Source organism: Streptomyces sp. NPDC027185, from assembly GCF_055567035.1.
In genome coordinates, this window is record NZ_JBVHRF010000004.1 from 758306 (window position 1) to 783696 (window position 25391).

Annotated in this window: 20 protein-coding genes; 3 read left to right on the plus strand and 17 right to left on the minus strand. The window is 74.5% G+C overall.

Annotated elements, in window-relative coordinates:
* Positions 1 to 37: 37 nt before the first annotated feature.
* The 12 genes from ACZ4M8_RS17110 to ACZ4M8_RS17165 all read right to left on the minus strand — a co-directional run bounded on the left by ACZ4M8_RS17110 (position 38) and on the right by ACZ4M8_RS17165 (position 14375).
* Positions 38 to 1123, minus strand: a complete 1086-nt coding sequence (locus tag ACZ4M8_RS17110) for a prephenate dehydrogenase (RefSeq protein WP_467607934.1) — start codon at positions 1121 to 1123, stop codon at positions 38 to 40.
* Positions 1120 to 1482, minus strand: coding sequence for a chorismate mutase (aroH, locus tag ACZ4M8_RS17115; protein ID WP_467607936.1), 363 nt, complete (start codon positions 1480 to 1482; stop codon positions 1120 to 1122). Before aroH ends, ACZ4M8_RS17110 begins: the two co-directional genes overlap by 4 nt.
* Before the next feature lie 108 nt (positions 1483 to 1590).
* Positions 1591 to 2595 (minus strand): ADP-ribosylglycohydrolase family protein, encoded by a 1005-nt coding sequence (locus ACZ4M8_RS17120; RefSeq protein WP_467607939.1) that lies wholly within the window; start codon positions 2593 to 2595, stop codon positions 1591 to 1593.
* Positions 2596 to 2662: 67 nt separating this feature from the next.
* The gene (locus ACZ4M8_RS17125; RefSeq protein ID WP_467607941.1) at positions 2663 to 3778 is read right to left on the minus strand and encodes a pseudouridine synthase; all 1116 of its coding nucleotides are present in this window, start codon (positions 3776 to 3778) and stop codon (positions 2663 to 2665) included.
* Complete coding sequence (scpB, locus tag ACZ4M8_RS17130) at positions 3778 to 4401, minus strand: SMC-Scp complex subunit ScpB (RefSeq protein WP_467608054.1); 624 nt, start codon at positions 4399 to 4401, stop codon at positions 3778 to 3780. The genes ACZ4M8_RS17125 and scpB overlap by 1 nt, the downstream gene beginning before the upstream one ends.
* Positions 4402 to 4454: 53 nt before the next feature.
* Positions 4455 to 5663, minus strand: coding sequence for a segregation and condensation protein A (locus ACZ4M8_RS17135; RefSeq protein ID WP_467607944.1), 1209 nt, complete (start codon positions 5661 to 5663; stop codon positions 4455 to 4457).
* A 117-nt stretch (positions 5664 to 5780) separates the two neighbouring features.
* Positions 5781 to 6311, minus strand: coding sequence for a hypothetical protein (locus tag ACZ4M8_RS17140; RefSeq protein ID WP_467607947.1), 531 nt, complete (start codon positions 6309 to 6311; stop codon positions 5781 to 5783).
* Positions 6296 to 7312, minus strand: a complete 1017-nt coding sequence (locus ACZ4M8_RS17145) for a ParA family protein (protein WP_399093021.1) — start codon at positions 7310 to 7312, stop codon at positions 6296 to 6298. The genes ACZ4M8_RS17140 and ACZ4M8_RS17145 overlap by 16 nt, the downstream gene beginning before the upstream one ends.
* Positions 7313 to 7811: 499 nt before the next feature.
* Positions 7812 to 8927, minus strand: coding sequence for an alanine dehydrogenase (gene ald, locus ACZ4M8_RS17150; RefSeq protein ID WP_467608057.1), 1116 nt, complete (start codon positions 8925 to 8927; stop codon positions 7812 to 7814).
* A gap of 166 nt (positions 8928 to 9093) precedes the next feature.
* Positions 9094 to 11280: a tetratricopeptide repeat protein gene (locus ACZ4M8_RS17155; protein WP_467607949.1), complete on the minus strand. Its 2187-nt coding sequence runs from the start codon at positions 11278 to 11280 to the stop codon at positions 9094 to 9096.
* 700 nt (positions 11281 to 11980) lie between these two features.
* Positions 11981 to 12607 (minus strand): NUDIX domain-containing protein, encoded by a 627-nt coding sequence (locus ACZ4M8_RS17160; protein ID WP_467607952.1) that lies wholly within the window; start codon positions 12605 to 12607, stop codon positions 11981 to 11983.
* A gap of 94 nt (positions 12608 to 12701) precedes the next feature.
* Positions 12702 to 14375, minus strand: coding sequence for a CTP synthase (locus ACZ4M8_RS17165; RefSeq protein WP_467608059.1), 1674 nt, complete (start codon positions 14373 to 14375; stop codon positions 12702 to 12704).
* Between the two features lie 415 nt (positions 14376 to 14790).
* Here ACZ4M8_RS17165 and ACZ4M8_RS17170 point away from each other — a divergent pair, with 415 nt between their 5' ends.
* Positions 14791 to 16596, plus strand: a complete 1806-nt coding sequence (locus ACZ4M8_RS17170; protein ID WP_467607955.1) for a glycoside hydrolase family 15 protein — start codon at positions 14791 to 14793, stop codon at positions 16594 to 16596.
* A gap of 84 nt (positions 16597 to 16680) precedes the next feature.
* On the opposite strand, the gene ACZ4M8_RS17175 is transcribed toward ACZ4M8_RS17170, so the two are convergent.
* From ACZ4M8_RS17175 to ACZ4M8_RS17185, 3 genes are all read right to left on the minus strand, one after another.
* On the minus strand, positions 16681 to 18204 hold the full coding sequence (locus tag ACZ4M8_RS17175) for an MFS transporter (RefSeq protein WP_467607958.1): 1524 nt from the start codon (positions 18202 to 18204) through the stop codon (positions 16681 to 16683).
* A 219-nt stretch (positions 18205 to 18423) separates the two neighbouring features.
* Positions 18424 to 19587, minus strand: coding sequence for a beta-1,3-glucanase family protein (locus tag ACZ4M8_RS17180; protein WP_467607961.1), 1164 nt, complete (start codon positions 19585 to 19587; stop codon positions 18424 to 18426).
* 10 nt (positions 19588 to 19597) lie between these two features.
* Positions 19598 to 20539, minus strand: a complete 942-nt coding sequence (locus tag ACZ4M8_RS17185) for a glycoside hydrolase family 16 protein (RefSeq protein ID WP_467607964.1) — start codon at positions 20537 to 20539, stop codon at positions 19598 to 19600.
* A 136-nt stretch (positions 20540 to 20675) separates the two neighbouring features.
* Between ACZ4M8_RS17185 and ACZ4M8_RS17190 the strand changes: the two genes are divergently transcribed.
* On the plus strand, positions 20676 to 21707 hold the full coding sequence (locus ACZ4M8_RS17190; protein ID WP_467607967.1) for a LacI family DNA-binding transcriptional regulator: 1032 nt from the start codon (positions 20676 to 20678) through the stop codon (positions 21705 to 21707).
* A gap of 66 nt (positions 21708 to 21773) precedes the next feature.
* A complete protein-coding gene (locus ACZ4M8_RS17195) occupies positions 21774 to 23405 on the plus strand; it encodes a PucR family transcriptional regulator (protein WP_467607970.1) in 1632 nt (543 codons plus the stop codon).
* A gap of 99 nt (positions 23406 to 23504) precedes the next feature.
* Here the strand turns inward: ACZ4M8_RS17195 and ACZ4M8_RS17200 are convergent, their stop codons facing one another.
* Positions 23505 to 24161 (minus strand): LysE family translocator, encoded by a 657-nt coding sequence (locus tag ACZ4M8_RS17200; RefSeq protein ID WP_467607973.1) that lies wholly within the window; start codon positions 24159 to 24161, stop codon positions 23505 to 23507.
* Between the two features lie 78 nt (positions 24162 to 24239).
* Positions 24240 to 25379 (minus strand): glycosyltransferase family 4 protein, encoded by a 1140-nt coding sequence (locus tag ACZ4M8_RS17205; protein ID WP_467607976.1) that lies wholly within the window; start codon positions 25377 to 25379, stop codon positions 24240 to 24242.
* Between the last annotated feature and the right edge of the window lie 12 nt (positions 25380 to 25391).

The window sequence follows — 25391 nt, forward strand, 5'->3', positions numbered from 1 at the left end:
AGGTTACTGGCTCCCCCGCGGCCCGTGGTCCACGGTCTCAGCGGCGGATCGACCAGCCCCGCTCCCGCAACTCAGCGGTGAGCTGCGGCACCGCGCCCGGCTCCACCGTGAGCTGGATGAAACCGGCCTGCTGACCGGTGGCGTGCTCGATCCGGACGTCCTCGATGTTGACCCCGGCGCGGCCCGCGTCGGCGAAGATCCGGGCCAGCTCACCGGGCTGGTCACCGATGTGGACGGCGACGACCTCGTACGCGGCGGGGGCGGCGCCGTGCTTGCCGGGCACCCGCTCGCGCCCGGCGTTGCCGCGGCGCAGCACGTCCGCTATGTCCTCGGCGCCGTCGGTCCGCTTCTGCTCGTCCGCCGACTCCAGGCCGCGCAGCGCGCGGACCGTACCGTCCAGATCGGCGGCGACCTCGGCGAGGATGTCGGCGACCGGGCCGGGGTTGGCGGAGAGGATGTCGAGCCACATCGCCGGCTCGGAGGCGGCGATGCGGGTGACGTCCCGGATGCCCTGGCCGCACAGGCGCACCGCGGTCTCGTCGGCGTCCTTCAGACGGGCGGCGACCAGGCTGGAGACCAGCTGCGGGGTGTGCGAGACGAGGGCGACGGCGCGGTCGTGGGCGTCGGCGTCCATGACGACCGGGACGGCGCGGCAGAGCGCGACCAGCTCCAGGGCGAGGTTGAGGACCTCGGTGTCGCCGCCCGGGGACGGGGTCAGCACCCAGGGGCGGCCCTCGAAGAGGTCGGCGGTGGCCGCGAGCGGGCCGGAGCGCTCCCGGCCGGCCATCGGGTGGGTGCCGAGGTAGGCGGTGAGGTCGCAGCCCAGCTCCTGGAGCTGGCGGCGGGGGCCGCCCTTGACGCTGGCGACGTCGATGCAGGCACGGGCCCCTCCCCGGCGGAGCACCCCGGCGAGGGTCTGTGCGACATGGGCGGGCGGCACCGCGACGACCGCGAGATCGACCGGGCCCTCGGGCGGGGTGTCGGTGCCCGCGCCGAGCGCCGCGGCCGTCCGGGCCTGCGCCGGGTCGTGGTCCTCCAGGTGCACCCGGACCCCGCGGGCCTGGAGGGCGAGCGCGACGGAGGTGCCGATCAGGCCGGTGCCGATGACGAGTGCGGATCTCACTGGGCGATGTCCTTTCGCAGCGCCGCGGTGGCGCCGAGGTACACATGCGCGACACCGGCCTTGGACAGTCCGGTCTCGACGTGGGCGAGGACCCGCACCACCCGCTCCATGGCCCCGGAGACGTCCATCTCCTGGGCGCACAGCAGCGGGACGTCGGTGATCCCCAGGTGGCGGGCGGCAGCGGCCGGGAAGTCGCTGTGCAGGTCGGGGGTGGCGGTGAACCACACGCTGATCAGGTCGTCCGGCCGCAGCGCGTTGCGCTCCAGGAGCGCGGTGAGGAGGTCGCCCACCCGCTCCCGCATGTGCGCGGCGTCGTCCCGCTCCAGCTGGACGGCCCCGCGGACCGCTCGTACGCTCACCTGCTGCTCCCTGCCTCGGTGCGCACACCCCGCACGCACACGATCAAGGGTAGCCAGGACCACCGACAGCCGTGCGGCGGCGGCCGGTCCGCGGACGGCCGCCGCCGGTCAGGCGTCCCAGGCGGCGCCCAGCGCCAGCAGCTCGTCGCGGTGCTCGACGCGGTCGGTCCACTCCGCCGGCCAGGCGCCGGCGCCGAGGCTCGCGCCGGCGAACGCCCCGGCCAGGCAGGCGAGGGAGTCGGAGTCGCCGGAGCTGACGGCGGCCCGGCGGATCGCGGTGACCGGCTCGTCGGGGAAGAGCAGGAAGCAGTACAGGGCGGTGGCGAGCGCCTCCTCGGCGATCCAGCCGGCGCCGGTGGCCGCGCAGGGGTCCCCCTCGCGGTCCGGGGCACGCAGCGCGGCGTCCAGCCGGTCGAGGACGCCCAGGCAGTCGTCCCAGCCACGGGCGGCGTACGCCTGCGAGGTGGCGTCCCCGGAGCGGCGCCACAGGTCGCCGAGCCAGTCCTCCCGGTAGGCGGTGCGCGAGGCGTGGGCGTGCGCGCGCAGCAGGGCGGTCAGCTCGTGCGGCCGCGCGCCGTCGGCGAGGGCCCGCACGGCGTACGCGGTGAGGTCACAGGCGGCGAGGGCGGTGGGGTGGCCGTGGGTGAGGGCGCCCTGGAACTGCGCGGCGCCGGAGCGCTGCTGCGCGGACAGACCCGGTACGAGTCCGAGGGGCGCGACCCGCATGTTGGCGCCGCACCCCTTGGAGCGCATCGGCGCCGCCTCGCTCCAGTGCGTACCCGCCTCGGCGAGCCGGGCGCAGGCCGTCAGGCAGGTGGTGCCGGGGGCGCGGTTGTTCTCCGGGGAGCGCCACCAGGCGGTGAACTCGGCGCGGAGCGCAGGCTCCAGGGTGCCGGCGGTCAGCGGCCCGGCGGTGCGCGCGTGCTCCAGCGCCCGGCCCAGGGCCAGCGTCATCTGGGTGTCGTCGGTGATGAGCGCGGGCTCCGGCAGCGGCAGCCGGCGCCAGTCGCCGTGCTCGGCCAGGATCGCCGGTACGCCCTGGAACTCGGTCGGATAACCGAGCGCGTCCCCCAGTGCGAGCCCCATCAGTGCGCCGGTCGCCGCGGTACCCATGAAAACCACCCCTTAATCGTCATGGTGACAATAAGGGGTGGTGATCGTTACGGGCAAGCGGTGTCCGTTACAGGTCGACCTCGCGCATGAGCATGCCGACCTCGGTGTTGGTCAGGCGGCGCAGCCAGCCGGACTTCTGATCGCCCAGCGCGATCGGGCCGAACGCGGTGCGCACCAGCTTGTCGACGGGGAAGCCCGCCTCCGCCAGCATCCGCCGCACGATGTGCTTGCGGCCCTCGTGCAGGGTGACCTCGACGAGGTAGTTCTTGCCGGTCTGCTGCACGACGCGGAAGTGGTCCGCGCGGGCGTAGCCGTCCTCCAGCTGGATGCCGTCCTTGAGCATCCGGCCGATCTCGCGCGGCAGCGGGCCCTGGATCGCGGCGAGGTAGGTCTTCTGCACGCCGTAGCGCGGGTGCGTCAGCCGGTGGGCCAGCTCACCGTGGTTGGTGAGCAGGATGATGCCCTCGGTCTCGGTGTCCAGCCGCCCGACGTGGAAGAGCCGCGTCTCGCGGTTGGTGACGTAGTCGCCCAGGCACTGGCGGCCGTCCGGGTCCTCCATCGTGGAGACCACCCCGGCGGGCTTGTTCAGCGCGAAGAAGAGGTACGACTGGGTGGCGACGGTGAGGCCGTCGACCTTGATCTCGTCCTTGTCGGGGTCGACGCGGACGCCCTGCTCCAGGACGATCTCGCCGTTGACCTCGACGCGCGCCTGCTCGATCAGCTCCTCGCACGCCCGCCGCGAGCCCATACCGGCACGGGCCAGCACCTTCTGCAGCCGCTCGCCCTCCTGCTCACCGAACGTCTTCGGGGTCTTGACCTGCGGCTTGTTGTGGCGGGCGCGGTTGCGCTCCTCGATCTTGGCGTCCAGCTCGCGGGGGCGCGACGGCGCCTGGCCCCGGCCGCGCTGCGGGCCGCCCTTGGGGCCGCCCTGCTTCGCGCCGGTACGGGGGCCGCCCTTCGCGCCGCCCCGGGCCGCGGCACCCCGGGCGCCGCCGCTCTTCGGAGCGCCGCCGCGGCCACGGCCCTCGCCGCCCGGCCCGCCGGACTCGCCCACGTCGTAGCGGCGCTCCTCGGGACGGGGGCGGCCCGCGCGCTGCTGCTTGTCGTCGCGCTTGTTCCCGGCGCCACGGTAGTTGCCCCTACCGCCGCCGCTGCCCGTGCTGTTCCTGCCGCTGCTTCGCATCAATGATCCGTCTGAGAGTCGCCGCTGTCGTCCACTTCGAACGACGGGATACCTTCCGGGGAGTCGCGCTCGACCGCCTCCGCCTCCGGGAGGAACGGTGCCAGCTCCGGGAGCTCGTCCAGGCCACGCAGGCCCATCCGCTCCAGAAAGTACGTCGTCGTCCTGTACAGGATCGCACCTGTTTCGGGTTCCGTCCCCGCCTCCTCCACGAGCCCGCGCTGGAGGAGGGTGCGCATCACGCCGTCACAGTTGACCCCGCGTACGGCGGAGACCCGGGAACGGCTGACCGGCTGACGGTACGCGACCACGGCCAGAGTCTCCAACGCGGCCTGCGTCAGCCGGGCCGTCTGCCCGTCCAGGACGAAGCCCTCCACGGCGTCGGCGTAGGCGGCGCGGGCGTAGAACCGCCAGCCCCCGGCGACCAGCCGCAGATCGAAACCGCGGCCCTGACGGGTGTACTCGTCGGCGAGCTCGCGCAGTGCCAGCGCGACCGCGCGGCGGGGGCGCCGCACCACCCGGGCCAGGTGCTCCTCGGTCGCCGGGGCGTCGACGACCATGAGGACGGCCTCCAGCGCGGGCTTCAGCTCCAGCTCCTCGGCGCCGAGCGCACCGACCGGTTCCACGGTCCGCGCGGGCCCGCCCTGCTCCGTGACGTCGTACGCCTCACCGGTCCCGCTCACGCGCGCTCCTCGTCGAAGTTCTCGTCGTTCTCGGCGGCGTTCTCGTCGTCGCTCGCGCCGGACGTACCGTCCGCCGCGTCCTCCGCCGCGTCCGCGGGCCGCCCCTCGTATCCGTCGGTGACCTGCGGCACCGCCCCGTCGCTCCCTGTCCAGCGGGCCGTCAGCGGCCCCAGGGCCTCCGGCTGGTCCAGGGCCACCGCCCGCTCCCGGTACAGCTCCAGGAGCGCCAGGAAACGCGCGACGACGGTGAGGGTGTCGGGGGCGTCGGCCACCAGCTCGGCGAAGGTGCGCGCACCCGCCTCGCGCAGCAGCGCGGCCACCACCTCGGCCTGTTCCGCGACGCTGACCAGCGGCGCGTGGATGTGGTCGGTGTAGACCTGCGGACGGGCCCGGGGCTGCATCGCCTTGACGGCGAGCCGGGCGAACCCCTCGGGGCCGATGCCCAGCACCACCTCCGGCAGCAGCTCGGCGTGCTCCGGCTCCAGCCCGACGGTCCGGGGGTACCGGCGTGCCTCGTCGGCCAGCCGCTCGCCGAAGATGTCCGCGATCCGCTTGTACGCGCGGTACTGCAGCAGCCGGGCGAAGAGCAGGTCACGGGCCTCCAGCAGCGCGAGGTCCGCCTCGTCCTCGACGGCGGCGACCGGCAGCAGCCGGGCGGCCTTGAGGTCCAGCAAGGTGGCGGCGACGACCAGGAACTCGGTGGTCTGATCGAGGTCCCAGTCCGTGCCCATGGCCCGGATGTGCGCCATGAACTCGTCGGTGACCTGCGAGAGCGCGACCTCGGTGACGTCCATCTTGTGCTTCGAGATCAGCTGGAGCAGCAGGTCGAACGGCCCCTCGAAGTTGTCCAGCCGGACGGTGAAACGGCCGTCGGCCGGGGCGTCGGCCGCCTCGTCCCCGGTCCCGGGGGCGCCGGCCTCCCGGGTACCGGCGGCAGCGCGCTCCGGCGTCCTCCCGGCGGCGGGCGCCTCATCCGGCATTCCGGCGGTGCCGGCCGCCGAGGCCCCGGGCGTGGCGGGCTCCGGCTCCGCCTCGGGAGTGGCGGGCGTCTCCGCCGCCGCGGGGCCGGCCGGACCGCCCGAGCCGGGCGCGTGCCCCGCGTCCGGCGGGCCCGTGTCCGGGGCCGCCGTGCCGTCCTCGGGCCCCCGGCCGAGGGTACGGCGCGGGGGCCGCGGGGAGGCGGTGTCGTGCTGGGTCGTCGGCATCGTGGTCCAGGGTGCTGCGGGCCCCGCGGGCGGGCTGGCTGGCGCGCGGGCGGCGGGCCCGCGCGGGAGGCAGGCTATCGGGGCCCGGGGCGGCCGCCGGTCGTCGGCGGGCCGGGGCTAACGGCCGCGCAGCCGCCGCACCAGGATGCTGGCGTCGCCGCGGGACTCCAGGTCGGCGAGGACGACGGCGACCGCCTCGCGGACGATCCGGCCGCGGTCGACGGCGAGCCCGTGCTCACCGCGGAGCACCAGCCGGGCGTGTTCCAGGTCCATCAGCTCCTCGGCGGAGACATAGACGGTGATCTTCTCGTCGTGGCGCTCGCGACCACTGGGGCGGCGGTTGGCGCCCCGGCCGCCACGGCGGCGGCCCGTCTGCCCGGCCGCCGCGGCGGCCTCCGGGGCCGTCCGGCCCTCCGCGCGGCGGTGTCCGCCGGCCCCCTCCTGGTCCGTACCCCGCCCGCCGTGCTCGGCCGGGGCGGTACGCGCCGCGGGCACGTCCGCCGCCTCGGCCTCACCGCCCGGCGACGGCACCCGGGGCGCCTCGTCGCCGGCTTCGGCCGTACGGCGGGGCGGTGAGGACTGCAGGCCCGTGCCCCCGGTGGTGCGGAACAACTCGTCGGCGCCCGGCAGACTCACTCGGCGTGACACCGGGCGAGCACCTCCCTGGCCAGCTGACGATAGGCGGCGGCGCCGACGGAGTTGGAGGCGTACGTGGTGATCGGCTCGCCCGCGACGGTCGTCTCGGGGAAGCGGACCGTACGGCCGATGACGGTGTGGTAGACGTGGTCGTCGAACGCCTCCACGACGCGCGCCAGCACCTCACGGCTGTGCACGGTGCGGGAGTCGTACATCGTCGCCAGGATGCCGTCCAGCTCCAGGTCGGGGTTGAGCCGCTCCTGGACCTTCTCGATCGTCTCGGTGAGCAGCGCGACACCGCGCAGCGCGAAGAACTCGCACTCCAGCGGGACGATGACCTTGTGAGCCGCCGTCAGCGCGTTGACGGTGAGCAGACCGAGCGAGGGCTGGCAGTCGATGACGATGTAGTCGTAGTCGTTCATCAGCGGCTTGAGGGCGCGCTGGAGCGTCGACTCCCGCGCCACCTCGCTGACCAGCTGCACCTCGGCGGCGGAGAGGTCGATGTTGCTGGGCAGCAGGTCCATGTTGGGGACCGCGGTCTTGAGCAGCACCTCGTCGGCCGACATGCCCCGCTCCATGAGCAGGTTGTAGACCGTCAGGTCCAGTTCCATCGGGTTGACGCCGAGGCCGACCGACAGGGCGCCCTGCGGGTCGAAGTCGACGAGCAGCACCCGGCGCCCGTACTCGGCGAGTGCGGCGCCCAGGTTGATGGTCGAGGTGGTCTTGCCGACCCCGCCCTTCTGGTTGCACATCGCGATGATCTTGGCGGGGCCGTGCTCCGACAGCGGTCCCGGGATCGGGAAGTACGGCAGCGGACGGCCGGTCGGGCCGACGCGCTCGCGGCGCTGGCGGGCAGCGTCCGGCGCGAGCGTGGCCGCGTACTCGGGGTCCGGCTCGTACTCCGCGTCCGGATCGTAGAAATGCCCCTGGGGCAGGTCGTCGTAGTCGGCGAGACGGGTGGAATCTCCACTGCCCCGGTCGCCGGCCGTGGCGTTCACGTAATGGCCGTCCATGCTCTGGTGGGCTGTCGAGGTCGTGCTCGGGTGGGCTGCGAGGGTACGGACCGCTGCGGAGCCGACAGCCTCGTGCCCCGAGGGGGCCTGGCCCCGCGCAACCGCTCCTGGCTGAGCACCTCCGGGAGTAATTGTCGACTCATTCACAAGTCGTCGTACCTCCTTGGATGTAACCAGGAAACTTATCGATAGGTCAGCGTGACACCATGCCGACGGTTGGCGACTCTATGGCGTGTCGGGCGTCCGCAGCAACACAATCCACCCGACCCGGCGCGATGTGACGGAGAAGAAACCCGCCCATGTCAAGGGTGCAAGCCGCGCGCGGACGAGGCTTCGGGGGTGCGCGAATCACCTCAAGGGTTACGTACGACGCGAGTTGCGCGCCCCCGCGCCGGTGCCGCGCCGGGGGCGTGGTACGGGCGTGTCGCCAACGCGGCCGGCCGGGCCCCGTCGTCGGGACCCGGCCGGTTTCTTCCGCGTGGGCACGCGGAGTTGACGCTCAGCCCAGCAGGTCGCTCAGCTCCACGGACTCCAGACCGTGCGCCTCGGCCACCTCGCGGTAGACGACCTTGCCGTCATGGGTGTTGAGCCCCTTGGCCAGCGCGGCATCGCGGCGCAGCGCCTCGACCCAGCCGTTGTTGGCGAGCGAGACGATGTACGGCAGCGTCGCGTTGGTCAGCGCGTAGGTGGAGGTGTTGGGCACCGCGCCGGGCATGTTGGCGACGCAGTAGAACACCGAGTTGTGGACCTGGAAGGTCGGGTCGGCGTGCGTGGTGGGGTGCGAGTCCTCGAAGCAGCCGCCCTGGTCGATCGCGATGTCGACAAGGACACTTCCGGGCTTCATCTTGGCGACCAGCTCGTTGGTGACGAGCTTGGGGGCCTTGGCGCCGGGGATCAGGACCGCACCGACGACGAGGTCGGCCTCGACGACGGCCTTCTCCAGCTCGTAGGCGTTGGAGACGATCGTCTGCACCTTGGTGCCGAAGATCTTGTCGGCCTCGCGGAGCTTGTTGATGTCCTTGTCGAGCAGGGTGACATGGAAGCCGAGGCCCACGGCGATCTGCACGGCGTTCCAGCCGGAGACGCCGCCGCCGATGACGACCGCCTTGCCCGCCTGGACACCGGGGACGCCGCCGGGCAGCACACCGCGGCCGCCGGCCTGGCGCATCAGGTGGTAGGCGCCGACCTGCGGGGCGATCCGGCCGGCGACCTCGGACATCGGGGCGAGCAGCGGCAGCGCGCGGTTCGCGGTCTCGACGGTCTCGTAGGCGATGGCGGTGGTGCCGGACTCCAGCAGCGCGTCGGTGCACTCGCGGGAGGCCGCGAGGTGCAGGTACGTGAAGAGGGTCTGGTCCTTGCGGAGACGGTGGTACTCCTCCGCGATCGGCTCCTTGACCTTCAGGAGCAGGTCGGCGGTGGCCCAGACCTCGTCGGCGGTGTCGAGGATGCGCGCACCGGCGGCGATGTACTCCTCGTCGGGGATGGAGGAGCCGACGCCGGCGTCCTTCTCGATGACGACCTGGTGGCCGTGGCGGACCAGCTCGTGGACACCGGCGGGCGTGATCGCCACCCGGAACTCGTTGTTCTTGACCTCGCGGGGGATGCCGACCTTCACGTCGATCACGGTCCTTGAAAGAGTGCTTACAGGAGAATTATCCCTCATGTGACACATGACGGAACTGACCGCGAGCGACGCGGCGAAGCCAGTCTATTGAAGGATCCCCTCTTGTCTAGCCTTGCAAAGCATTAATTGTTTTCAAGACCACCACCGATTTCGTAGGTCACTTGGGATGATCTTGGAGGAGTTGTTCCCCTGCGGCGCGGTGGAGCCGTGCGGCTGCCGGGTCGCCGAGCCCGTCGAGGAGGTCCGCGATCCGCAGCTGGAGCCCCGCCTCCAGCTGTGTGTCATTCGCGCCACGTGCGGTGTGCAGGGCCTCCAGTGAGGTCCGCAGCGCCTCCTCGGGCCGTCCGGCGCGCTCCTGCACCCGCGCCACCTCGGCCGTCGCACGCGCCTGACCCGCGAGATCACCGAGCCTGCGGGAGGTACGGGCGGCGGCGCGCCACTCCTTGAGCGCCTCCGGCCACCGCCCGGCCCGGCCGTGCGCCGCACCGATCCGGCCGTGCAGCCGCGCCGCGTCCGCGCTCTCGCCCCGGCTCAGCCGCAGCTCCAGGGCGCGGCCGTACCAGTCGGCGGCGCGCTGCCAGTCCCCCAGCTCGCTGTAGGTGGCGCCGAGCGATTCCAGGGCGCGGCCGGTGGCCACCGTGTCGCCCGCGGAACGGGCCGCCTCCAGTGCGCCGCGGTACCGGGCCAGCGCCGCCTCGGCACGGCCGGCACCGCCGTCCAGATCGGCGAGGTTGAGCAGCGCCGCGGCCTTCTCCCGGCCCAGGCCCCGGCGTTCGGCGACCTCCAGGACCAGCTCGTGCAGGGCGTAGAGGTCGCCGGCGGCCGCTTCGGGACCCTCGTGCGCCATCAGCGTGCGGACCAGGGTGGCGATCAACCTCCGGTCCAGCGTGTCGAGTTCACCGCCGGACACCGCGAGGCGGGCCGCGTCCAGCAGGGCGGCGCGGCGGCGGCGCAGCCAGCCGGCGGCCGCCGCGCGGGAGGGGAAGCGCAGCGCGTACGGCAGCGAGTCCGCCCGCTCCCGCGCGGGCGATCCGGCCGGCTCCCCGCTCCCCCGGCAGGACTGGAGCAGCCGGACGGTGCGCTCCAGCATCCGCGCGCGGGCCAGCTGGATCTCGGCCGGACGCTCGTACATCCGCAGCAGTTCCGCCGTCGCGGCGGCGAGGCAGCCGGGGATCCGGTAGCGGGGACCGCCGTCGGCGCCGCCGGATCCGGGGCGTACGGCCGGCGGTTCCGGCTCGTCCGGCTCCTGGTGCAGCAGTCCGAGCGCGGCCAGATCGGCGAGGGACGTCCCGGCGGTCTCCAGGGTGGAGCCGGCGAGCGCGGACGCGGTGTGCGCGTCGACCAGACCGGGCGGGGCGAGGGAGAGCAGCCGCAGCAGGCGGGCCACGGGCGGCGGCAGCGCGTCGTGGGCCAGCAGGAAGGCACGGCGCAACGGGCGTTCGCCGACGGGGAGTTCGTCCGGCGGCTCCACCGTGCGCAGCGCCGTCCGCAGGTCCGAGACGGACGCCTTGGGGCGGGCCGCGAGCCAGCCGCCCGCCAGGACCAGCGCGGCCGGCTGTCCGCCGCACTCCTCGACCACCGCGTCGGCCGACCGCGGGTCCACGGTGATCCGTACCGGCCCCGCGAACCGGGCCAGCAGCGCGACCGCGGCGGCCCCGTCGAGCCCGCCCAAAGTGCAGGGGCGGACGTCGGGGATACCGGTGAGCGGGCCCTCGGACACCACGACGACCAGACAGTCCGGCGCGTCGGGCAGCAGTGGGTCGACGTACTCGGCGCCGGGTGCGTCGTCGAGGAGGAGAACCGCGCGGCGGGCCGTCAGCGCCGTGCGCAGCGCCTCGGCCGGTTCGTCGTCGTCCGAGCCCGCCGGGGCGGTGACGCCGAGCGCGGTGAGCAGGCCGCGGGCGACGTCACCGGTGGGTACGGGGCCGCCGGGCCCGGACAGCCGGGCCCGAAACACCCCGTCCGGGTACCCGTCGGCCAGGGTGCGCAGCAACTCCTCGGCGAGCGCGGTGCGGCCGCAGCCGGGCCGCCCGGCGATGAGCAGCACCCGGCTGCGGGGGCTCTTGCGCCCGGAGAGGGTGTCGAGCCCGGCCCGCTCGATGTCGGCGCGGAGCGCCTTCAGCTCCCGGGACCGGCCCAGCAGCCCCCGCGCCGGCAGGGCGCCCGCGGCGCCGCGCGGCGGGCCGACCGGCGGCGGGACGGCGGGCCGCGGCGGGACGACGACGGCGCGGGGGACGGAGTCGGCCTCGGGCACGGGGGGCGGGGCCACGGGAGGCGGAGGTGCGGTGGGCGGCGGCGCGGGCTGCCCGGCCGCGGGGGCGGCGGCCGGTGGTGTGGTGGGCATGGCGGGTACGGCGGGTACGGCGGGTGCCGGCTTCCCGGCCGGCGGCGCGCCGGTCGGGGGCGCGGCGACCGGAGGCACGGTCAGCAGGGCGGGAAGGGGCCCGTCGGCAGGCGTCCCGGCGGGCACGGGCCGACCGGTCGGCGGCACCGCGGCCGGTGGCGCGGCCGTCGGCGGCACCGCGGTCGGTGGCGCGGCCGTCGGCGGCACGGCGGCCGGTGGCGCGGCCGACGCGCCGGGGGCATCCTCCGCTTCCGGCCCGCCGGGCGCCCCGGACACGCCGGGCGCCCCGGACACGCCGGGCGCCCCGGACACGCCGGGCGCCTCGGGCGCCTCCTGCGCGCCGATCCCGGTGACCATGGGCACGGGCCGCGGATCGCCGGTCACGGTCACGGGCCGCGGACCGGTCGCCGCGTCGCCGTCGCCCTCCGGCGTCCGTCCGCCGTCCACCGGGGCGGTGCTTCCCGCCGCCTCCGGGGGACGGTGCCCTGTGCCCACCGCCTGGTCCGTCACGGGCCACTCTCCCGTCCACCTGCGCATACGAGCCCGCCGCCGGTCGCGGACGGGAACGCTGCCGAGCGTAGTTCACACCCCGTCATGCCCTGTGCTCCGCGCGGGCCTTGGCGTTCGGGTCACCGGATCAGCGGATCATCCGACCGGGGCGAGGGCGGGTCCGGCGGGCCGGTGCCGGGCGGGCGGCGGGTCAGGCGTCGAAGGGGCGGGCCGGCCAGGGCGCGTCGGCCGGGCGCAGCGTCTCCAGGCCCGGTCCCTGCTGCGCCGCGACGAGCGACAGCACCCCGACGACCAGGCAGTTGTTGTGCAGCTCCCCGGCGAGCACACCGCGTACCAGCTCATCCAGGCCGATCCGCGCCAGCTCCATGTCGGTCTCCTCCTCGGAGACCTCGAACCGCTCACCGTCCGCCTCGGCCAGACCCCGGGCGAGGAAGATACGGACCGCCTCGTCGCAGCCGCCCGGCGTGGTGTAGACGTCGGTCAGCACCCGCCAGTCGTCGGCCTTGACGTGCGCTTCCTCGTACAGCTCGCGCTGGGCGGCGTGCAGCGGGTTCTCACCGGGGACGTCCAGCAGTCCGGCGGGGATCTCCCACAGCTTGTGGCGCACCGGGTGGCGGTACTGGCGCAGGACCAGCACCCGGCCGTCGTCGTCGAGGGCGAGGACGGCGACCGACCCGGGGTGGACCTGGTAGTCGCGGCGGGCGGTGGAGCCGTCCGGCATGACGACCTCGTCGGTACGCACGCTCGTCTTGTTCCCCGTGAACGGCGTGGTGGTCGCGGTGACCGTCCACTCCTCGGGGGTGTCCTCGATCCTCATGCGTCCTCCTGATTGTCCTCGTCAACGCAGAAACCGGGGCAGCGACCCCGTACGAGATCCCTGCCCCGGCTCCACCGTAACGGCCGGTCGGCGCTTACTTACCGGCGCCCGTCTGCTGCGCGACAGCCGCCTTCACCAGGCCCGCGAAGAGCGGGTGCGGGCGGGTCGGGCGGGAGCGCAGCTCCGGGTGGGCCTGGGTGGCGACGAGGTAGGGGTGCACCTCGCGCGGGTACTCGACGTACTCGACGAGCTTGTTGTCCGGGGAGGTGCCGGAGAAGACCAGACCGGCCTTCTTCTCCAGCTCACCGCGGTAGGCGTTGTTGACCTCGTAGCGGTGGCGGTGGCGCTCCTCGACATACGGCGCGTCGTCGTAGGTCTCTCGGACGATCGAGCCCTCGGCGAGCTTGGCCGGGTACATACCGAGCCGCATCGTGCCGCCCATGTCGCCCTCACCGGCGACGATGTCCATCTGCTCGGCCATCGTGGAGATGACCGGGTGGGCGGCGGCGGGGTCGAACTCGGTGGAGTTGGCGCCCTCGATACCGGCGAGGTTGCGGGCCGCCTCGATGACCACGCACTGCAGGCCCAGGCAGAGGCCGAGCAGCGGCAGCTTGTGCTCGCGGGCGTAGGTGATCGCGCCGACCTTGCCGTCCACACCGCGGTCGCCGAAACCGCCGGGGATGCAGACCGCGTCGCAGTCGCCGAGCTGCTCGGCGGCGCCCGCCGGGGTCTTGCAGTCGTCGGAGGTGACCCACTTGATCTTCACGCGGGTCTTGTTGGCGAAGCCGCCCGCGCGCAGCGCCTCGGTGACCGAGAGGTAGGCGTCCGGCAGGTCGATGTACTTGCCGACCAGCGCGACCTTGACCTCGTGGTCGGGGTTGTGGACGCGCTCCAGCAGGTCCGCCCACTGCGTCCAGTCGACGTCGCGGAACGGCAGGTCCAGCTTGCGGACGACGTAGGCGTCCAGGCCCTCGGCGTGCAGCACCTTGGGGATGTCGTAGATCGACGGGGCGTCGATCGCGGCGACCACGGCGTTGTCGTCCACGTCGCACATCAGCGAGATCTTGCGCTTGATGGCGGTGGGGACCTCGCGGTCGGCGCGGAGCACGATCGCGTCGGGCTGGATGCCGATGTTGCGCAGCGCCGCGACGGAGTGCTGGGTCGGCTTGGTCTTCAGCTCACCGGACGGGCCGATGTAGGGCAGCAGCGAGATGTGCACGACGAAGACGTTGTCCCGGCCGACCTCGTGGCGGACCTGGCGGACGGTCTCCAGGAACGGCAGCGACTCGATGTCGCCGACCGTGCCGCCGACCTCGGTGATGACGACGTCGACGTCGTCGGTCGCCATCCGGCGGATGCGGTGCTTGATCTCGTTGGTGATGTGCGGGATGACCTGCACGGTGTCGCCCAGGTACTCGCCGCGGCGCTCCTTGGCGATCACGGTGTTGTAGACCTGGCCGGTGGTGACGTTGGCGCTGCCGTCGAGGTCGACGTCGAGGAAGCGCTCGTAGTGGCCGATGTCCAGGTCGGTCTCGGCGCCGTCGTTGGTGACGAAGACCTCACCGTGCTGGAACGGGTTCATCGTGCCGGGGTCGACGTTCAGGTACGGGTCGAGCTTCTGCATCGTGACCCGCAGGCCCCGCGCCTTGAGCAGCGCGCCGAGGCTGGAGGCCGTGAGGCCCTTGCCGAGCGAGGAGGCGACGCCCCCGGTGACGAAGATGTGCTTGGTCGTCGTGGCTGCGTTCTTTCGAGAAGCAGAGGGCGGCATGGCCAAGAGGGGGCTCCCGTGGTCGCGAGTGGAGAGGTGCGATGCGGCGCCGTCCCCGGTTGTTCGAGGGGTGCCTTCGCTGCGGCTCGGGGGTGCCGTGACATCTGCCGTGACATTTGTGGGGCCCACCGGTCCACGGGATACCAGGCTATCAGCGACCGGGGATGGTCGCGCCCGGCGGCGTCCTCCGCACCTCCTCCGCACCACGTCACCCGAACGAGTGACGCCCCTGTTCGTGAGCGTCGCGCGGGGCCCCGGGGGCCGTCGTATCCTGCTCGGACACTCGTTACGAGCCGTCCGGTGAGGCACCACCCCCGCCCGTTCTCCGGTCCCGTTGCTCGACAACGTTTCATGGGCAGGACGGACAGCCATCACGTCCCGAGGGGGCGTGACTCCAGTTCGACGGGAGACGCACGTGGCCGGGCGCATCGAGGACTACGCACTCATCGGCGATATGCAAACCGCCGCACTCGTGTGCAGGGACGGCATGGTGGACTGGCTCTGCCTGCCGCGTTTCGACTCCCCGGCGGTCTTCGCCGGGCTGCTGGGCACCGAGGAGCACGGCTTCTGGCGGATGGGCCCCGCCCACTCCGAGGGCACCCGCCCGCTCCCCGCCGACCGCCGCCGCTACCGCGGCGACTCGCTGGTCCTGGAATCGGAGTGGGACACCCCGCAGGGCACCGTCCGGGTGATCGACTTCATGCCGCCGCGCGACGGCGCGCCGCAGCTGATCCGCATCGTCGAGGGCGTCAGCGGCACCGTCCCGGTCCGCTCCGAGCTGCGGATGCGGTTCGCGTACGGCTGGGTGGTGCCGTGGGTGCACAAGGTCGACGGGCGGACCGTCGCGGTCGCCGGCCCCGACTCGGTGTGGCTGGACACGACGGCGCAGACGTACGGCGAGGAGCTGACCACCTACTCCGACTTCACCGTCGCGCCGGGTGAGCGGATCGCCTTCACGATCAGCTGGCAGCCCTCGCACCACCAGCCGCCGGCGCTGGCCGAGCCGGAGAACGCGCTGGCCGCCACCGAGGAGTTCTGGCGCGAGTGGGTGGAGCACTGCACGTACCACGGGCCGTACCGGGACGCGGTGGTCCGGTCGCTCATCACGCTGAAGGCGCTGACGTACGCGCCGACCGGCGGGATCGTGGCCGCGCCGACCACCTCGCTGCCGGAGGACCTGGGCGGCTCACGCAACTGGGACTACCGCTTCACCTGGCTGCGGGACGCCGCCATCACCCTGTCGTCACTGCTGCGGACGGGCTACCGCGAGGAGGCGCGCGCCTGGCGCGAGTGGCTGCTGCGGGCGGTCGCCGGGGACCCGGAGAACCTCCAGATCATGTACGGCATCGCCGGGGAGCGGGAGCTGGGCGAGAACGAGCTGGGCTGGCTGCCGGGGTACGAGAACTCCCGGCCGGTGCGGGTCGGCAACGGCGCCGCGGGCCAGGTCCAGCTCGATGTGTACGGCGAGGTCATCGAGGCGCTGCACCTGGCGCACATGACGGGGCTGGCCCGGAACGACTACGCCTCGCTGCTCCAGCTGAAGCTGATCGACTGGGTGGAGAAGCACTGGAGCGAGCCGGACGAGGGCATCTGGGAGGTCCGCGGGCCGCGCCGCCACTTCGTCCACTCCAAGGTCATGACGTGGGTGGCGGTGGACCGCACCATCAAGCTGATCGAGGCGGGCGACGCCGAGGGACCGCTGGAGCGCTGGAAGGAGCTGCGCGACCGGATCCACCGGGACGTCTGCGAGAAGGGGTACGACAAGGAGCGCAACACCTTCACGCAGTCCTACGGCTCCCGGGAGCTGGACGCGTCGTTGCTGCTCATCCCGCAGATGGGGTTCCTGCCGCCGGACGACAAGCGCGTCATCGGCACGATCGAGGCGATCCAGCGGGAGCTGTCCACCGAGGACGGTTTCATCCTGCGCTACCCGACCTCCGGTGACGAGGCGGGGGTGGACGGACTGGAGGGCGACGAGGGCGCGTTCCTGGCCTGCTCGTTCTGGATGGCGGACGATCTGGCGATGATCGGGCGGGTGGAGGAGGCGCGCACGCTCTTCGAGCGGCTGCTGGCGCTCCGCAACGATCTGGGGCTGCTCGCCGAGGAGTGGGACTCCGCCCACCAGCGGCAGGTGGGGAACTTCCCGCAGGCGTTCAGCCACGTCCCGCTGATCGACACCGCGCTGCGGCTGACGGCGAGCGGCGCGTACGGCGGCGGCTGAGCCGCGGGGCACGGACACGGGGAAGGGGCCGTCCCGGACCGGGGCGGCCCCTTTTCGTTTTTCTCTTCCGTGCGTGCCCGCCGGTCAGCTCGCGACGCGGGTGCGGGGGGCCAGGGTCAGGGCGAGGACGGGCAGGGTGAGGAGGGCGGCGGCCGCGTTGAGACCGGCGTAGCCGATGAGGGCGACGAGGCCGCCGGCGACGGCGCCGCCCACCGCGCCCGCGAGGTTCATCAGGGTGTCGGCGAGGCCCTGGATCTCGGAGCGCTGCGCGGGGGGCAGCGCTTCGGTGAGCAGGGTGGAGCCGGCGATGGTGGTGCAGGACCAGCCCAGGCCGAGGGTGAACAGGGCGCCGACGGCGGCGGTGTGGCTGGTGCCGGCGAGCCCGGCGACGGTGGCGGTGGCGAGGTAGAGCGCCTGGCCCAGGAGGATCACGGGGATCCGGCCGAGACGGTCGGCGAGCCGTCCGACCAGCGGAGACAGGGCGTACATCCCGGCGATGTGGAGGCTGACGCTGAAGCCGACGACGCTCAGGCCCGCGCCGTGGTGGGCGAGGTGGACCGGCGTCATCGTCATCACGGAGACCATGACGGCGTGGCCCAGGACGATCGTGACCAGGCCGAGGCGGGCGGCGGGCACGGCGCGGACCACCCGGAGCGCCTCGGCGAAGCGGGCGGTGAAGCGCGGGGCGGCGGGGGTGACCGGTGCGGTTGTGACGGAGGCGGCCGGTGCGGGCCCGTCCTGTGCGGGCCTTCCCGGCGCGGGCTCGTCCCGGGCGGACTTCCCCGGCTCCCCCGGTACGGGCTCCCCCGGCCCGGAACCGTCCGGTGCGGGCTCCCCCGGCTTCCCCTGCCCGGCCCCCCGCTCCCGCTCCCCGGGCCTCCGCTCCCCGGAGGCGTCCGGTATTCCGCCGTGGTCCGCGCGGGTGAGTTCGGCGGCGAGGCGGAGGGGGTCGGGGCGGAGCAGGAAGTGGTTGATCGCCCAGCCGCCGGTGAAGGCGACGGCGGAGAAGAGGAACGTCCCGGACTCCTCGGGCAGACCCAGCGCGCGGGCGACGGGCTCGCCCGGACCGGTGAGGTTGGGGCCGATGACGCTGCCGGCGGTGGTCGACCAGACGACGAGGGAGAGGGAGCGGGCGCGGTTGCCGTCGTCGGCGAGGTCGGCGGCGGCGTACCGGGACTGGAGGTTGGCGGCGGTGCCCGCGCCCAGCAGGAGGGTGCCGACGAGGACCGGTTCGGGGCGGCCGAGGCGGGCGCCGAGCAGGACGAACAGGGTGCCGGCTGCGGCGATCAGCCAGCCGGTGCCCAGGCCGGTGCGGCGGCCCCGGGAGCGGGAGAGCGCGGCCAGCGGGATGCCGAGGAGGGCGGCGCCGAGCGTCGCGGAGGTGGTGGCGAGCCCGGCGAGCGCGTCCGAGCCGCTGAGCCGCCCGATCAGCAGCGCCCCCGCCGAGAGCGTCGAGCCGATGCCGATACCGGCCACGACCTGGGCGGACATCAGGACCCGGACGGTGCGCCGCTGGACGGCGGCGACGACCGTACGGTCCGGTCCGGGCGGCGGCCCGGACAGTGTGCGGTCGGCCGGGCCGTCGGACGTGTGTGCGGTACCTGACATGCGGCCCAGCGTAGGAGCGGCGGCGGCGCCTCCCCCACCGATATCCGGCCAGGGCGGGCGGAGGCGCGGCCGGAACGGAGCGCCGCCGGGCCGGGCGGAGCCGCGCCGGCGGACGGCCGCCGCCCGTGTCCGCGACACCGGCCGCCGCCCGGTGTCGCGGACCGGCCGCCCCGGCCGCCGCCACGGAGGCGGTCACCGGGGCGGCCGGCCCACGTCCCGTCAGAACGCGGTGAGCGTCAGGGTGATCTCCTTCGGGGCGCCGTCCTCGATGTACGAGGCGAAGCCGGCGACGTCGTCGAAGGCGAAGCCGTACGCCTTGCCGTCGCGGGTCGCCTCGTGCATGGCCTTGGCGTAGTGGTTGGTGAGCTGCTGCTGGTAGAAGGTGGCCGGGTCGGTGCCGGGCTGGGCGTCGGCGGTGGTGAGGATGGAGCGGTTGAGGGCGGCGCCGAGGATCGCGGCGACCGGGCCGAGAGTGCCGTCGTTGGGCGCGGCGAGGGCGCCGTCGCAGAAGAGGACGTCGCGGGTGGACGGCTTGTCGAAGGAGACGTCGCCGGGGCCGGTGAAGGCGAACCTGCCGCCGGAGACCCGGCCGGTGAAGGTCCCGGCGTTGGTGGTGACCTTGAGGTCCTTGCCCTCGTACGTGGACCACGCCTCGTCGATGGCGGGGGCGAGGTAGTCGGCGGCGAACAGGCCGCTGTCCAGACCGTGTCCGGGGGCGATGACGCGCTTGTCGTCGACGACCAGCTTGCCGAAGCCGTCGGCCGCCTTGACGTCGGAGAAGACCTTGGCGCGGGCGCCGTCCTTGAGAGTGCCGGTGGTCTGCTCCTTCGCACCGTTGAGCTTGATCTCCAGCGGCACGCTGAACATGTCGACCATGGTGGTGTTGCAGTACATCCCGCCGGAGTTGTACGTGAACTCCGCGCAGTCGTGCAGCACCGGGTAGTTGGGGTCGCCCTCGACCCAGCCCGCCGGGTAGGCGAGCGCGGCCTTGCCGTTGCCGTCCTCGACCGCCTTGAACTTCAGCTTGTCGCCGAGCGCGACGTAGATCCGGCCGGACATCTGCGGCAGGTTGACCGTGGTGGTGCCGCTGCCGGCGAGCGGGATGGCGTAGTCGGTGAAGCCGTCCGGGCCGTTGTCGCCGAGGGCGACGGGGGTGAGCTGTCCGTCGGGGGTGACGCGGACCTGCTGGGTTCCGTCGTTGCCGACGATGTAGACGCTGACGGAGGCGTTGTCGTACGCGCCGGTGTTGTTGACGATGTGCAGCGGCATCCCGGCGGCGGTGTTCCCGAGCACGGGCGCGGGCTGCGCGAACGCCCGGGGGGCGAGGGCGAGTCCGGCGGTGGTGGCGGCGAGCGAGCCGAGCAGGGTACGGCGGCTGATCACGGGTGTCTCCTTACGTGGTGGGGGCGGAAGAAGGCTTGGCGACCGAGATGGCAACGTTGTCGACCAGGAGCGAGGCGCCGGGTTCCGTGGTGTCGGTGGGGGTGGCGCGGCCGGCGACACCGTCCGGGAAACCGCCGCCCATCGCGAGGTTCAGCAGGACGAAGTGTCCGTGGTGGGTGGCGCGGGCCCAGGTGTCGGCGTCCATCTCGGAGGCGGCGACGGTGTGGTACGCGGCGCCGTCGAGGAACCACGTCAGCTTCTCGTGGGCGGGGTCGGTGCGGTCGAGTTCGAGGGCGTAGGTGTGGAAGGCGTCCCGGCAGCCGGTGCAGGGCCGGGAACTCCCCTTGCCCTGCGTCTCGTTGCAGGGCCCGCCGGGAGCGACGCCGCAGTGCAGGGTGCCCCAGAGGGTGTCGGCGCCGTTGACGTTCTCCAGGACGTCGAACTCGCCGACCCCGGGCCAGTTGCTGTACGTGCCCCGGAAGTCGGCTCCGAGCGTCCAGAAGGCGGGCCAGTAGCCCAGGGCCTTGTCGCCGCTGACCTGCGGCAGCCGGATGCGTGCCTCGATACGCAGGGCGCCGCCCTCGGGCGCGGCGAAGTCGGTGCGCCGGGTCTCGATGCGGCCGGAGGTCCAGCCGCCGTCCTTCCTCAGCGCGGTGATCTTGAGGTGTCCGGCGCCGTCGAGCTGGAGGTTCTCGGGGGCGTCGGTGTACGTCTGGACCTCGCCGGTGCCCCAGTGGTCGGGGCCGCCGGGGTAGCCGGTGCCGGTGTCGGTGATCCAGTCATCGGCGGAGGGGCGGGCTCCGGCCGCGCCGTCGAAGTCGGTGCGCCAGACCTCCTGGAAGGCGGGGGCCGCCTCCCCTGCGGGGGCGGCGGGCGGGGCGGACCGGAGCGGTACCGCCGCCGCCAGGGCGCAGACGGCGGCGACCGCACACACCCTGATTTTCATGATCATGTCATTCTCCTCGACACGGTGGGGGGTACGGGAGGAGTCTTCGCAGGCGCCACTGAGAGCGCTCTCACGCGTGGGAGGCACCCTGCCGACTCGGCGGTTCGGCGTCAACCCGCGCTGACGAAAAAGGAGTTGGACGGTGACGGAACGGAACAGCCGGCGGCCCACGCTGGAGGCGGTCGCCGCGCACGCCGGGGTCTCACGGGCGACGGTCTCGCGGGTGGTCAACGGCCGGACCGGCGTCCGGCCCGCGGTGCGCGAGCGGGTGACGCGGGCCGTGACCGAGCTGGGGTACGTCCCCAACAGCGCGGCCCGCTCCCTGGTCACCCGGCGCACCGGCGCGGTCGCCGTGGTCGTCGGTGAACCGGAGGAGCGGGTCTTCAGCGACCCGTTCTTCGGACGGCAGCTGCGCGGCATCGGCCGGGAACTGGCCGCCGCGGACACCCAGCCGCTGCTGCTGTTGGTGGAGAGCCGCGCGGACTGGCCGCGGATCGGCCGTTATCTCGCCGCCGGGCACGTCGACGGCGCGCTGATGTTCTCGCTCCACCACGACGCGCCGCTGCCGTCGGTGGCGGTGCGCGCCGGACTGCCGGTGGTCTACGGCGGACGGCCCGGCTGGGCGGGCGCCGCGGACGATCCGGGGGTGCGGTACGTCGACACCGACAACCGCGACGGCGCCCGGCAGGCCGTACGGCATCTGCGTGAGCGAGGGCGGCGCACCGTCGCCGTGATCACCGGGCCGCTCGACCAGACCTCGGCCGCCGACCGGCTGGCGGGCTACCGCGACGCGCTGGGGCCCGGGGCGTACGATCCGCGGCTGGTCGCGGACGGCCGGTTCACCGCGGACGGTGGCCGGGCGGCGATGGCCCGGCTGCTGGACGCGGCGCCGGAGCTGGACGCCGTCTTCGTCTGCTCGGACCTGATGGCGTCCGGGGCGCTCGGCACCCTGCGGGAGCGGGGGCGGCGGGTGCCGCGCGACGTGGCGGTGGTCGGCTACGACGATCTGGGGCCGGCCGCCCGCTGCGATCCGCCGCTGACCACGGTGCGGCAGGACGTGACGGAGCTGGGGCGGCTGATGGCGCGGATGCTGCTGCGGGAGATCGCCGGGGGCGCGGGCCCGGCGTCCGTCGTCACCCCGGCCACGCTGGTGGTCCGCGCCTCCTCCGGCTGACGGTCCGCGCCGACCGCCGGCGTCCGCCGTGACGTGCGACGACGCGCGCCGGGTACGGTCGGTGCCATGGGGCCGGAGACGACGATCGAAGCGGAGATCACCGTACGCAGGGCGCTGGAGCTGCCCGCGCTGCGGCGCGGTCTGCCGGAGGTGGTGGCGGGCGGCGACGGGCTGGACGGTCCGGTGCGCTGGGTGCACGCCGGTGAGGTGCCGAACATCGCCTCCCTGCTCAAGGGCGGCGAGCTGCTGCTCACCACGGGGCTGGGGCTCGGCGCCCGCCCCACCGAGCAGCGGGCCTTCGTCCGCGACCTCGCCGACCGGCGGATCGCGGCGCTCGTGGTGGAGCTGGGCGCGCGCTTCACCACGCTGCCCGCGGCGCTGGTCGACGCGGCCCGCGACTGCGGTCTGACCCTGATCCAGCTGCACCGCGAGGTCCCGTACGTCACGGTCACCGAGGAGATCCACACCGAGATCGTCAACAGCCATTACACGTTGCTGCGCCGCGCCGACGCCCTCATCCGGCGCTGTACGGACGCGCTGCTGCGCGGCGGCGGCGCGCCGGAGGTGCTGCGGCTGCTCGCCGACTTCACCGGCAATCCGCTCTGTCTGGAGTCGGCCGACGGCAGTCCGCTGTACGCGGCGGGGCCGCAGGGCGGCGGCGACGGGCCCGCGGACGCCGATCCGCTGCTGGCCTGGGAGGGACTGCGGGAGACCGGTGTCCGCGTCGACGTACCCGGGGGCGGGCCGGGCCCTGACGCGGTACGGGCGCGGCTGGTGCTGCTGCCGGTCAACTCCCCGGCGGCGCCGGTGCACCGGATCGCGGCGGCGCGGGCGGCCGATCTGCTGGCGGTGGTGATGCTCCAGTCCCGTCAGGAGGAGGTGCTGGCGGCGCGGGGCCGGGGCGACTTCCTGGCCGATCTCGCCGAGGGCCGGGTCTCGGCGGCCGAGGCGCCCGGTCAGGCGCGGCTGCTGGGGTTCCGGCCGGGCGGCGATCCGGTGCTGCCGGTGGTGATGCGGCTGCCGTCCGGGCTGGTGTCGGACGGCGGGTGGGCGGTGCTCGCGCAGGCGCTGCGGGAGGAGTTGACGGCGCTGGGCGTGCCGGTGCTGCTGGGCGTGCGGCCGGTGGAGGGGCGGGTGCCGCTGCTGGTGGCGCTGCGGGCGGGGCGGGCCCGGGAGGCGCTGGCCGACCGGGTGGCGCAGGCGCTGCGCACCGGGGTGGCGCGGGCCGGTCTGGACCGTCCGGCGGCGGCGCGGCCGGTGGTGGTGGTCGGTGCGGCGGGCGAGTGGGCGGCGGCCGGGTCGGGCCTGCGGCACGCGGCGCAGGCGGCGGCCGCGGCGCAGGGGTTGCCGCACCAGCCGTGGTACGACGCACGGCGCCTGGACATCGAACTGCTGCTGTGGCGGATGCGTGAGCACGGCGGCGAGGAGGTCCTCGCGGACTTCGTGGCCCGCGCCATCGGTCCGCTGCTCAGCCACGACAAGGCGGCCCGCCAACCGCTGCTGCCGACGCTGGAGGCATATCTGGCGAGCGCCGGCCGCAAGGCGGAGACGGCCCGCGCCCTCAACGTCAACCGCCAGACCCTCTACGACCGTCTGGCCCGCATCGCCCACCTCCTCGGCACCGACCTGGACGATCCCCAGACGGTCCTGGGGCTGCGGCTCGCCCTGCGGGCCCGGCGGCACGCGGAGCGGGGGTAGCGGCGGGCCGGGGCTTCCGGGTTCCGGTGCGCGCGGGCCGGCCGGCGCGCACCGGGCCGCCGGGCCTTCCGCCCGGTCCCGGGCCGGTCCGGCGCCCGCTCACCCGGCGGCCGTCTCCAGTGCCGTGCCCACGCCGAGGGCGACGAGGACGCCGCCGGTCGTGCCCTCCAGACCGCGGTGGATGCGGGGGCGGCGCAGCCAGGTGGCGAGGCGGCCGGCGCCGAGGGCGACGAGGAGGAGCCAGCCGGCGGCGATCACCGCGTCGACGGCGCCGAGCAGCAGCGTCGCGCCGAGGACCGAGCGGCCCCGGGGCAGGAACTGCGGGACCACGGCGACGAAGAAGATCCCGACCTTGGGGTTGAGCAGGCAGCTCAGCAGGCCCTGGCGGAAACCGCGCAGCGCGGTACCGGCCGCCTCCGCCGCCGTCCCCGCCGCCGTTCCCCCCGAAGCGCCGGGCCCCGGCGCGGCGGAGCGGCGGCACGCCCACAGCGCCTGGACACCCAGCACCGCGAGATAACCGGCGCCCAGCAGGCGTACGGCGGTGAAGGCCGCGTCCCAGCGCTGGAGGGCGGCGGCCAGGCCGAGGGCCGCGGCGACCGCCCAGGCCAGCGAGCCCGCCGCGGCGCCGAGTGCGGTGGCCGCGCCCGAGCGGCGGCCGCCGCGCAGGCAGTTGCGCAGGACCAGCAGGGTGTCCGGGCCCGGCACCACCGTCATCAGCAGGGCGAAGAGCGCGAAGCCCGCCATCGCTGCCGTCATCCGTCCGCCCGCCTTCCGCCCCGGGGCCGCCTGCCCGCTGCCGTCCACGTCACCGTAACGGCCCCGGGCGGCGCCGGATCAGACCGGGGTGCGGCAGGGGCCGGGGCGGGCCACCTCGTCGTAGACGCTCAGGATCTGGGCGACCGCGGCGTCCTCGGTGGGCCAGTCGGCCGCCCGGAGCGGGCCGGCGGCGGCGATCTCGGCGCGCCGGGCCGGGTCGTCGAGGAGGCCCGTGACCGCGCGGGCGAGGGCGACCGCGTCGCCGGGGCGGACCGGTTCGGCGGCGGGGCCGAGGAGTTCGCGCAGCTCATCGGTGGCGGCGGCGACCAGCGGCGCCCCGGCGGCCGGTGCCTGGAGGGCGAGCGGCGGCCGGGCCTCCCAGCGGCCCGGGACGATCACCACATCGGCGGCGGCGAGGAGTTCGGGCAGGTCGGCGCGGTGCCCGGCGAGGAGGACGGGCAGCTCCTCGGCGTCGATCCGGCGCTGGAGAGCGGCGCGGCGACCGCCCTCGCCGACGACGACCAGCAGCGGGCAGGGCTCTCGCGCGGCCCAGGCGTGCGCGGCGTCCAGCAGCAGATCGTGCTCCTGACGCTCCTCCAGCGGCCCGGCGGCGAGCAGCAACGGGCGGTCCACCGCGCCCAGTTCGGCACGGACCTTGTGGTGCCGGCGGTCGGTGGTGCCGTCACCGGCGGGCCGGGGGCCCGGCGGGGCGGGCGGGGCCAGCCGGGCGTCGCGGGCCCCGCGCTCGCGGGCGCGGTCGACGAGTTTGGCACAGACACCGAGGACCACGGCGGCGGCGCGTGCCAACTGCCGCTCCCGCAGCCGTACCAGCGCGCCCGCGGCGCGGGCCGCGGTGTGCCAGGTGACGACGAGCGGCGGCCGGCCGCCCCGGGCACGCACGGTCCGCAGCACCGGCAGGGCGCTCAACCCGGCCCGTACCCCGTGGGCGTGGACCACGTCGGCGTCGCGGAAGGCACCGCGCAGCGCGGCGAGCGCGACCGGGCCCGCCGCCACCGGTACGAACCGGGCCCCGGCCGCGGCGAAGCCGTGTGCCTCCTCGACCGGGGCCGGGGCGCAGACCGTGACCCGCACGCCCCGGGCGATCAGCCCGGCGGTGAGCGCGCGGACGTGGGCGGCGCTGCCCGCGGCACCGTGGCCCAGCACCTGGACCGCGCGCAGTGGCACCCGGCCGGGCGACGGGGGCGGCGTACGGGTCACGACGGGAACTCC

Bases quoted from the DNA above. Each gene is read 5' to 3' on its own strand.
- ACZ4M8_RS17120 (WP_467607939.1), bottom strand. From the start codon at position 2,595: ATGGGTACCGCGGCGACCGGCGCACTGATGGGGCTCGCACTGGGGGAC.
- ACZ4M8_RS17125 (WP_467607941.1), bottom strand. From the start codon at position 3,778: ATGCGAAGCAGCGGCAGGAACAGCACGGGCAGCGGCGGCGGTAGGGGC.
- ACZ4M8_RS17135 (WP_467607944.1), bottom strand. From the start codon at position 5,663: ATGCCGACGACCCAGCACGACACCGCCTCCCCGCGGCCCCCGCGCCGT.
- ACZ4M8_RS17145 (WP_399093021.1), bottom strand. From the start codon at position 7,312: ATGGACGGCCATTACGTGAACGCCACGGCCGGCGACCGGGGCAGTGGA.
- ACZ4M8_RS17155 (WP_467607949.1), bottom strand. From the start codon at position 11,280: ATGCCCACCACACCACCGGCCGCCGCCCCCGCGGCCGGGCAGCCCGCG.
- ACZ4M8_RS17160 (WP_467607952.1), bottom strand. From the start codon at position 12,607: ATGAGGATCGAGGACACCCCCGAGGAGTGGACGGTCACCGCGACCACC.
- ACZ4M8_RS17165 (WP_467608059.1), bottom strand. From the start codon at position 14,375: ATGCCGCCCTCTGCTTCTCGAAAGAACGCAGCCACGACGACCAAGCAC.
- ACZ4M8_RS17175 (WP_467607958.1), bottom strand. From the start codon at position 18,204: ATGTCAGGTACCGCACACACGTCCGACGGCCCGGCCGACCGCACACTG.
- ACZ4M8_RS17185 (WP_467607964.1), bottom strand. From the start codon at position 20,539: ATGATCATGAAAATCAGGGTGTGTGCGGTCGCCGCCGTCTGCGCCCTG.
- ACZ4M8_RS17195 (WP_467607970.1), top strand. From the start codon at position 21,774: ATGGGGCCGGAGACGACGATCGAAGCGGAGATCACCGTACGCAGGGCG.
- ACZ4M8_RS17200 (WP_467607973.1), bottom strand. From the start codon at position 24,161: ATGACGGCAGCGATGGCGGGCTTCGCGCTCTTCGCCCTGCTGATGACG.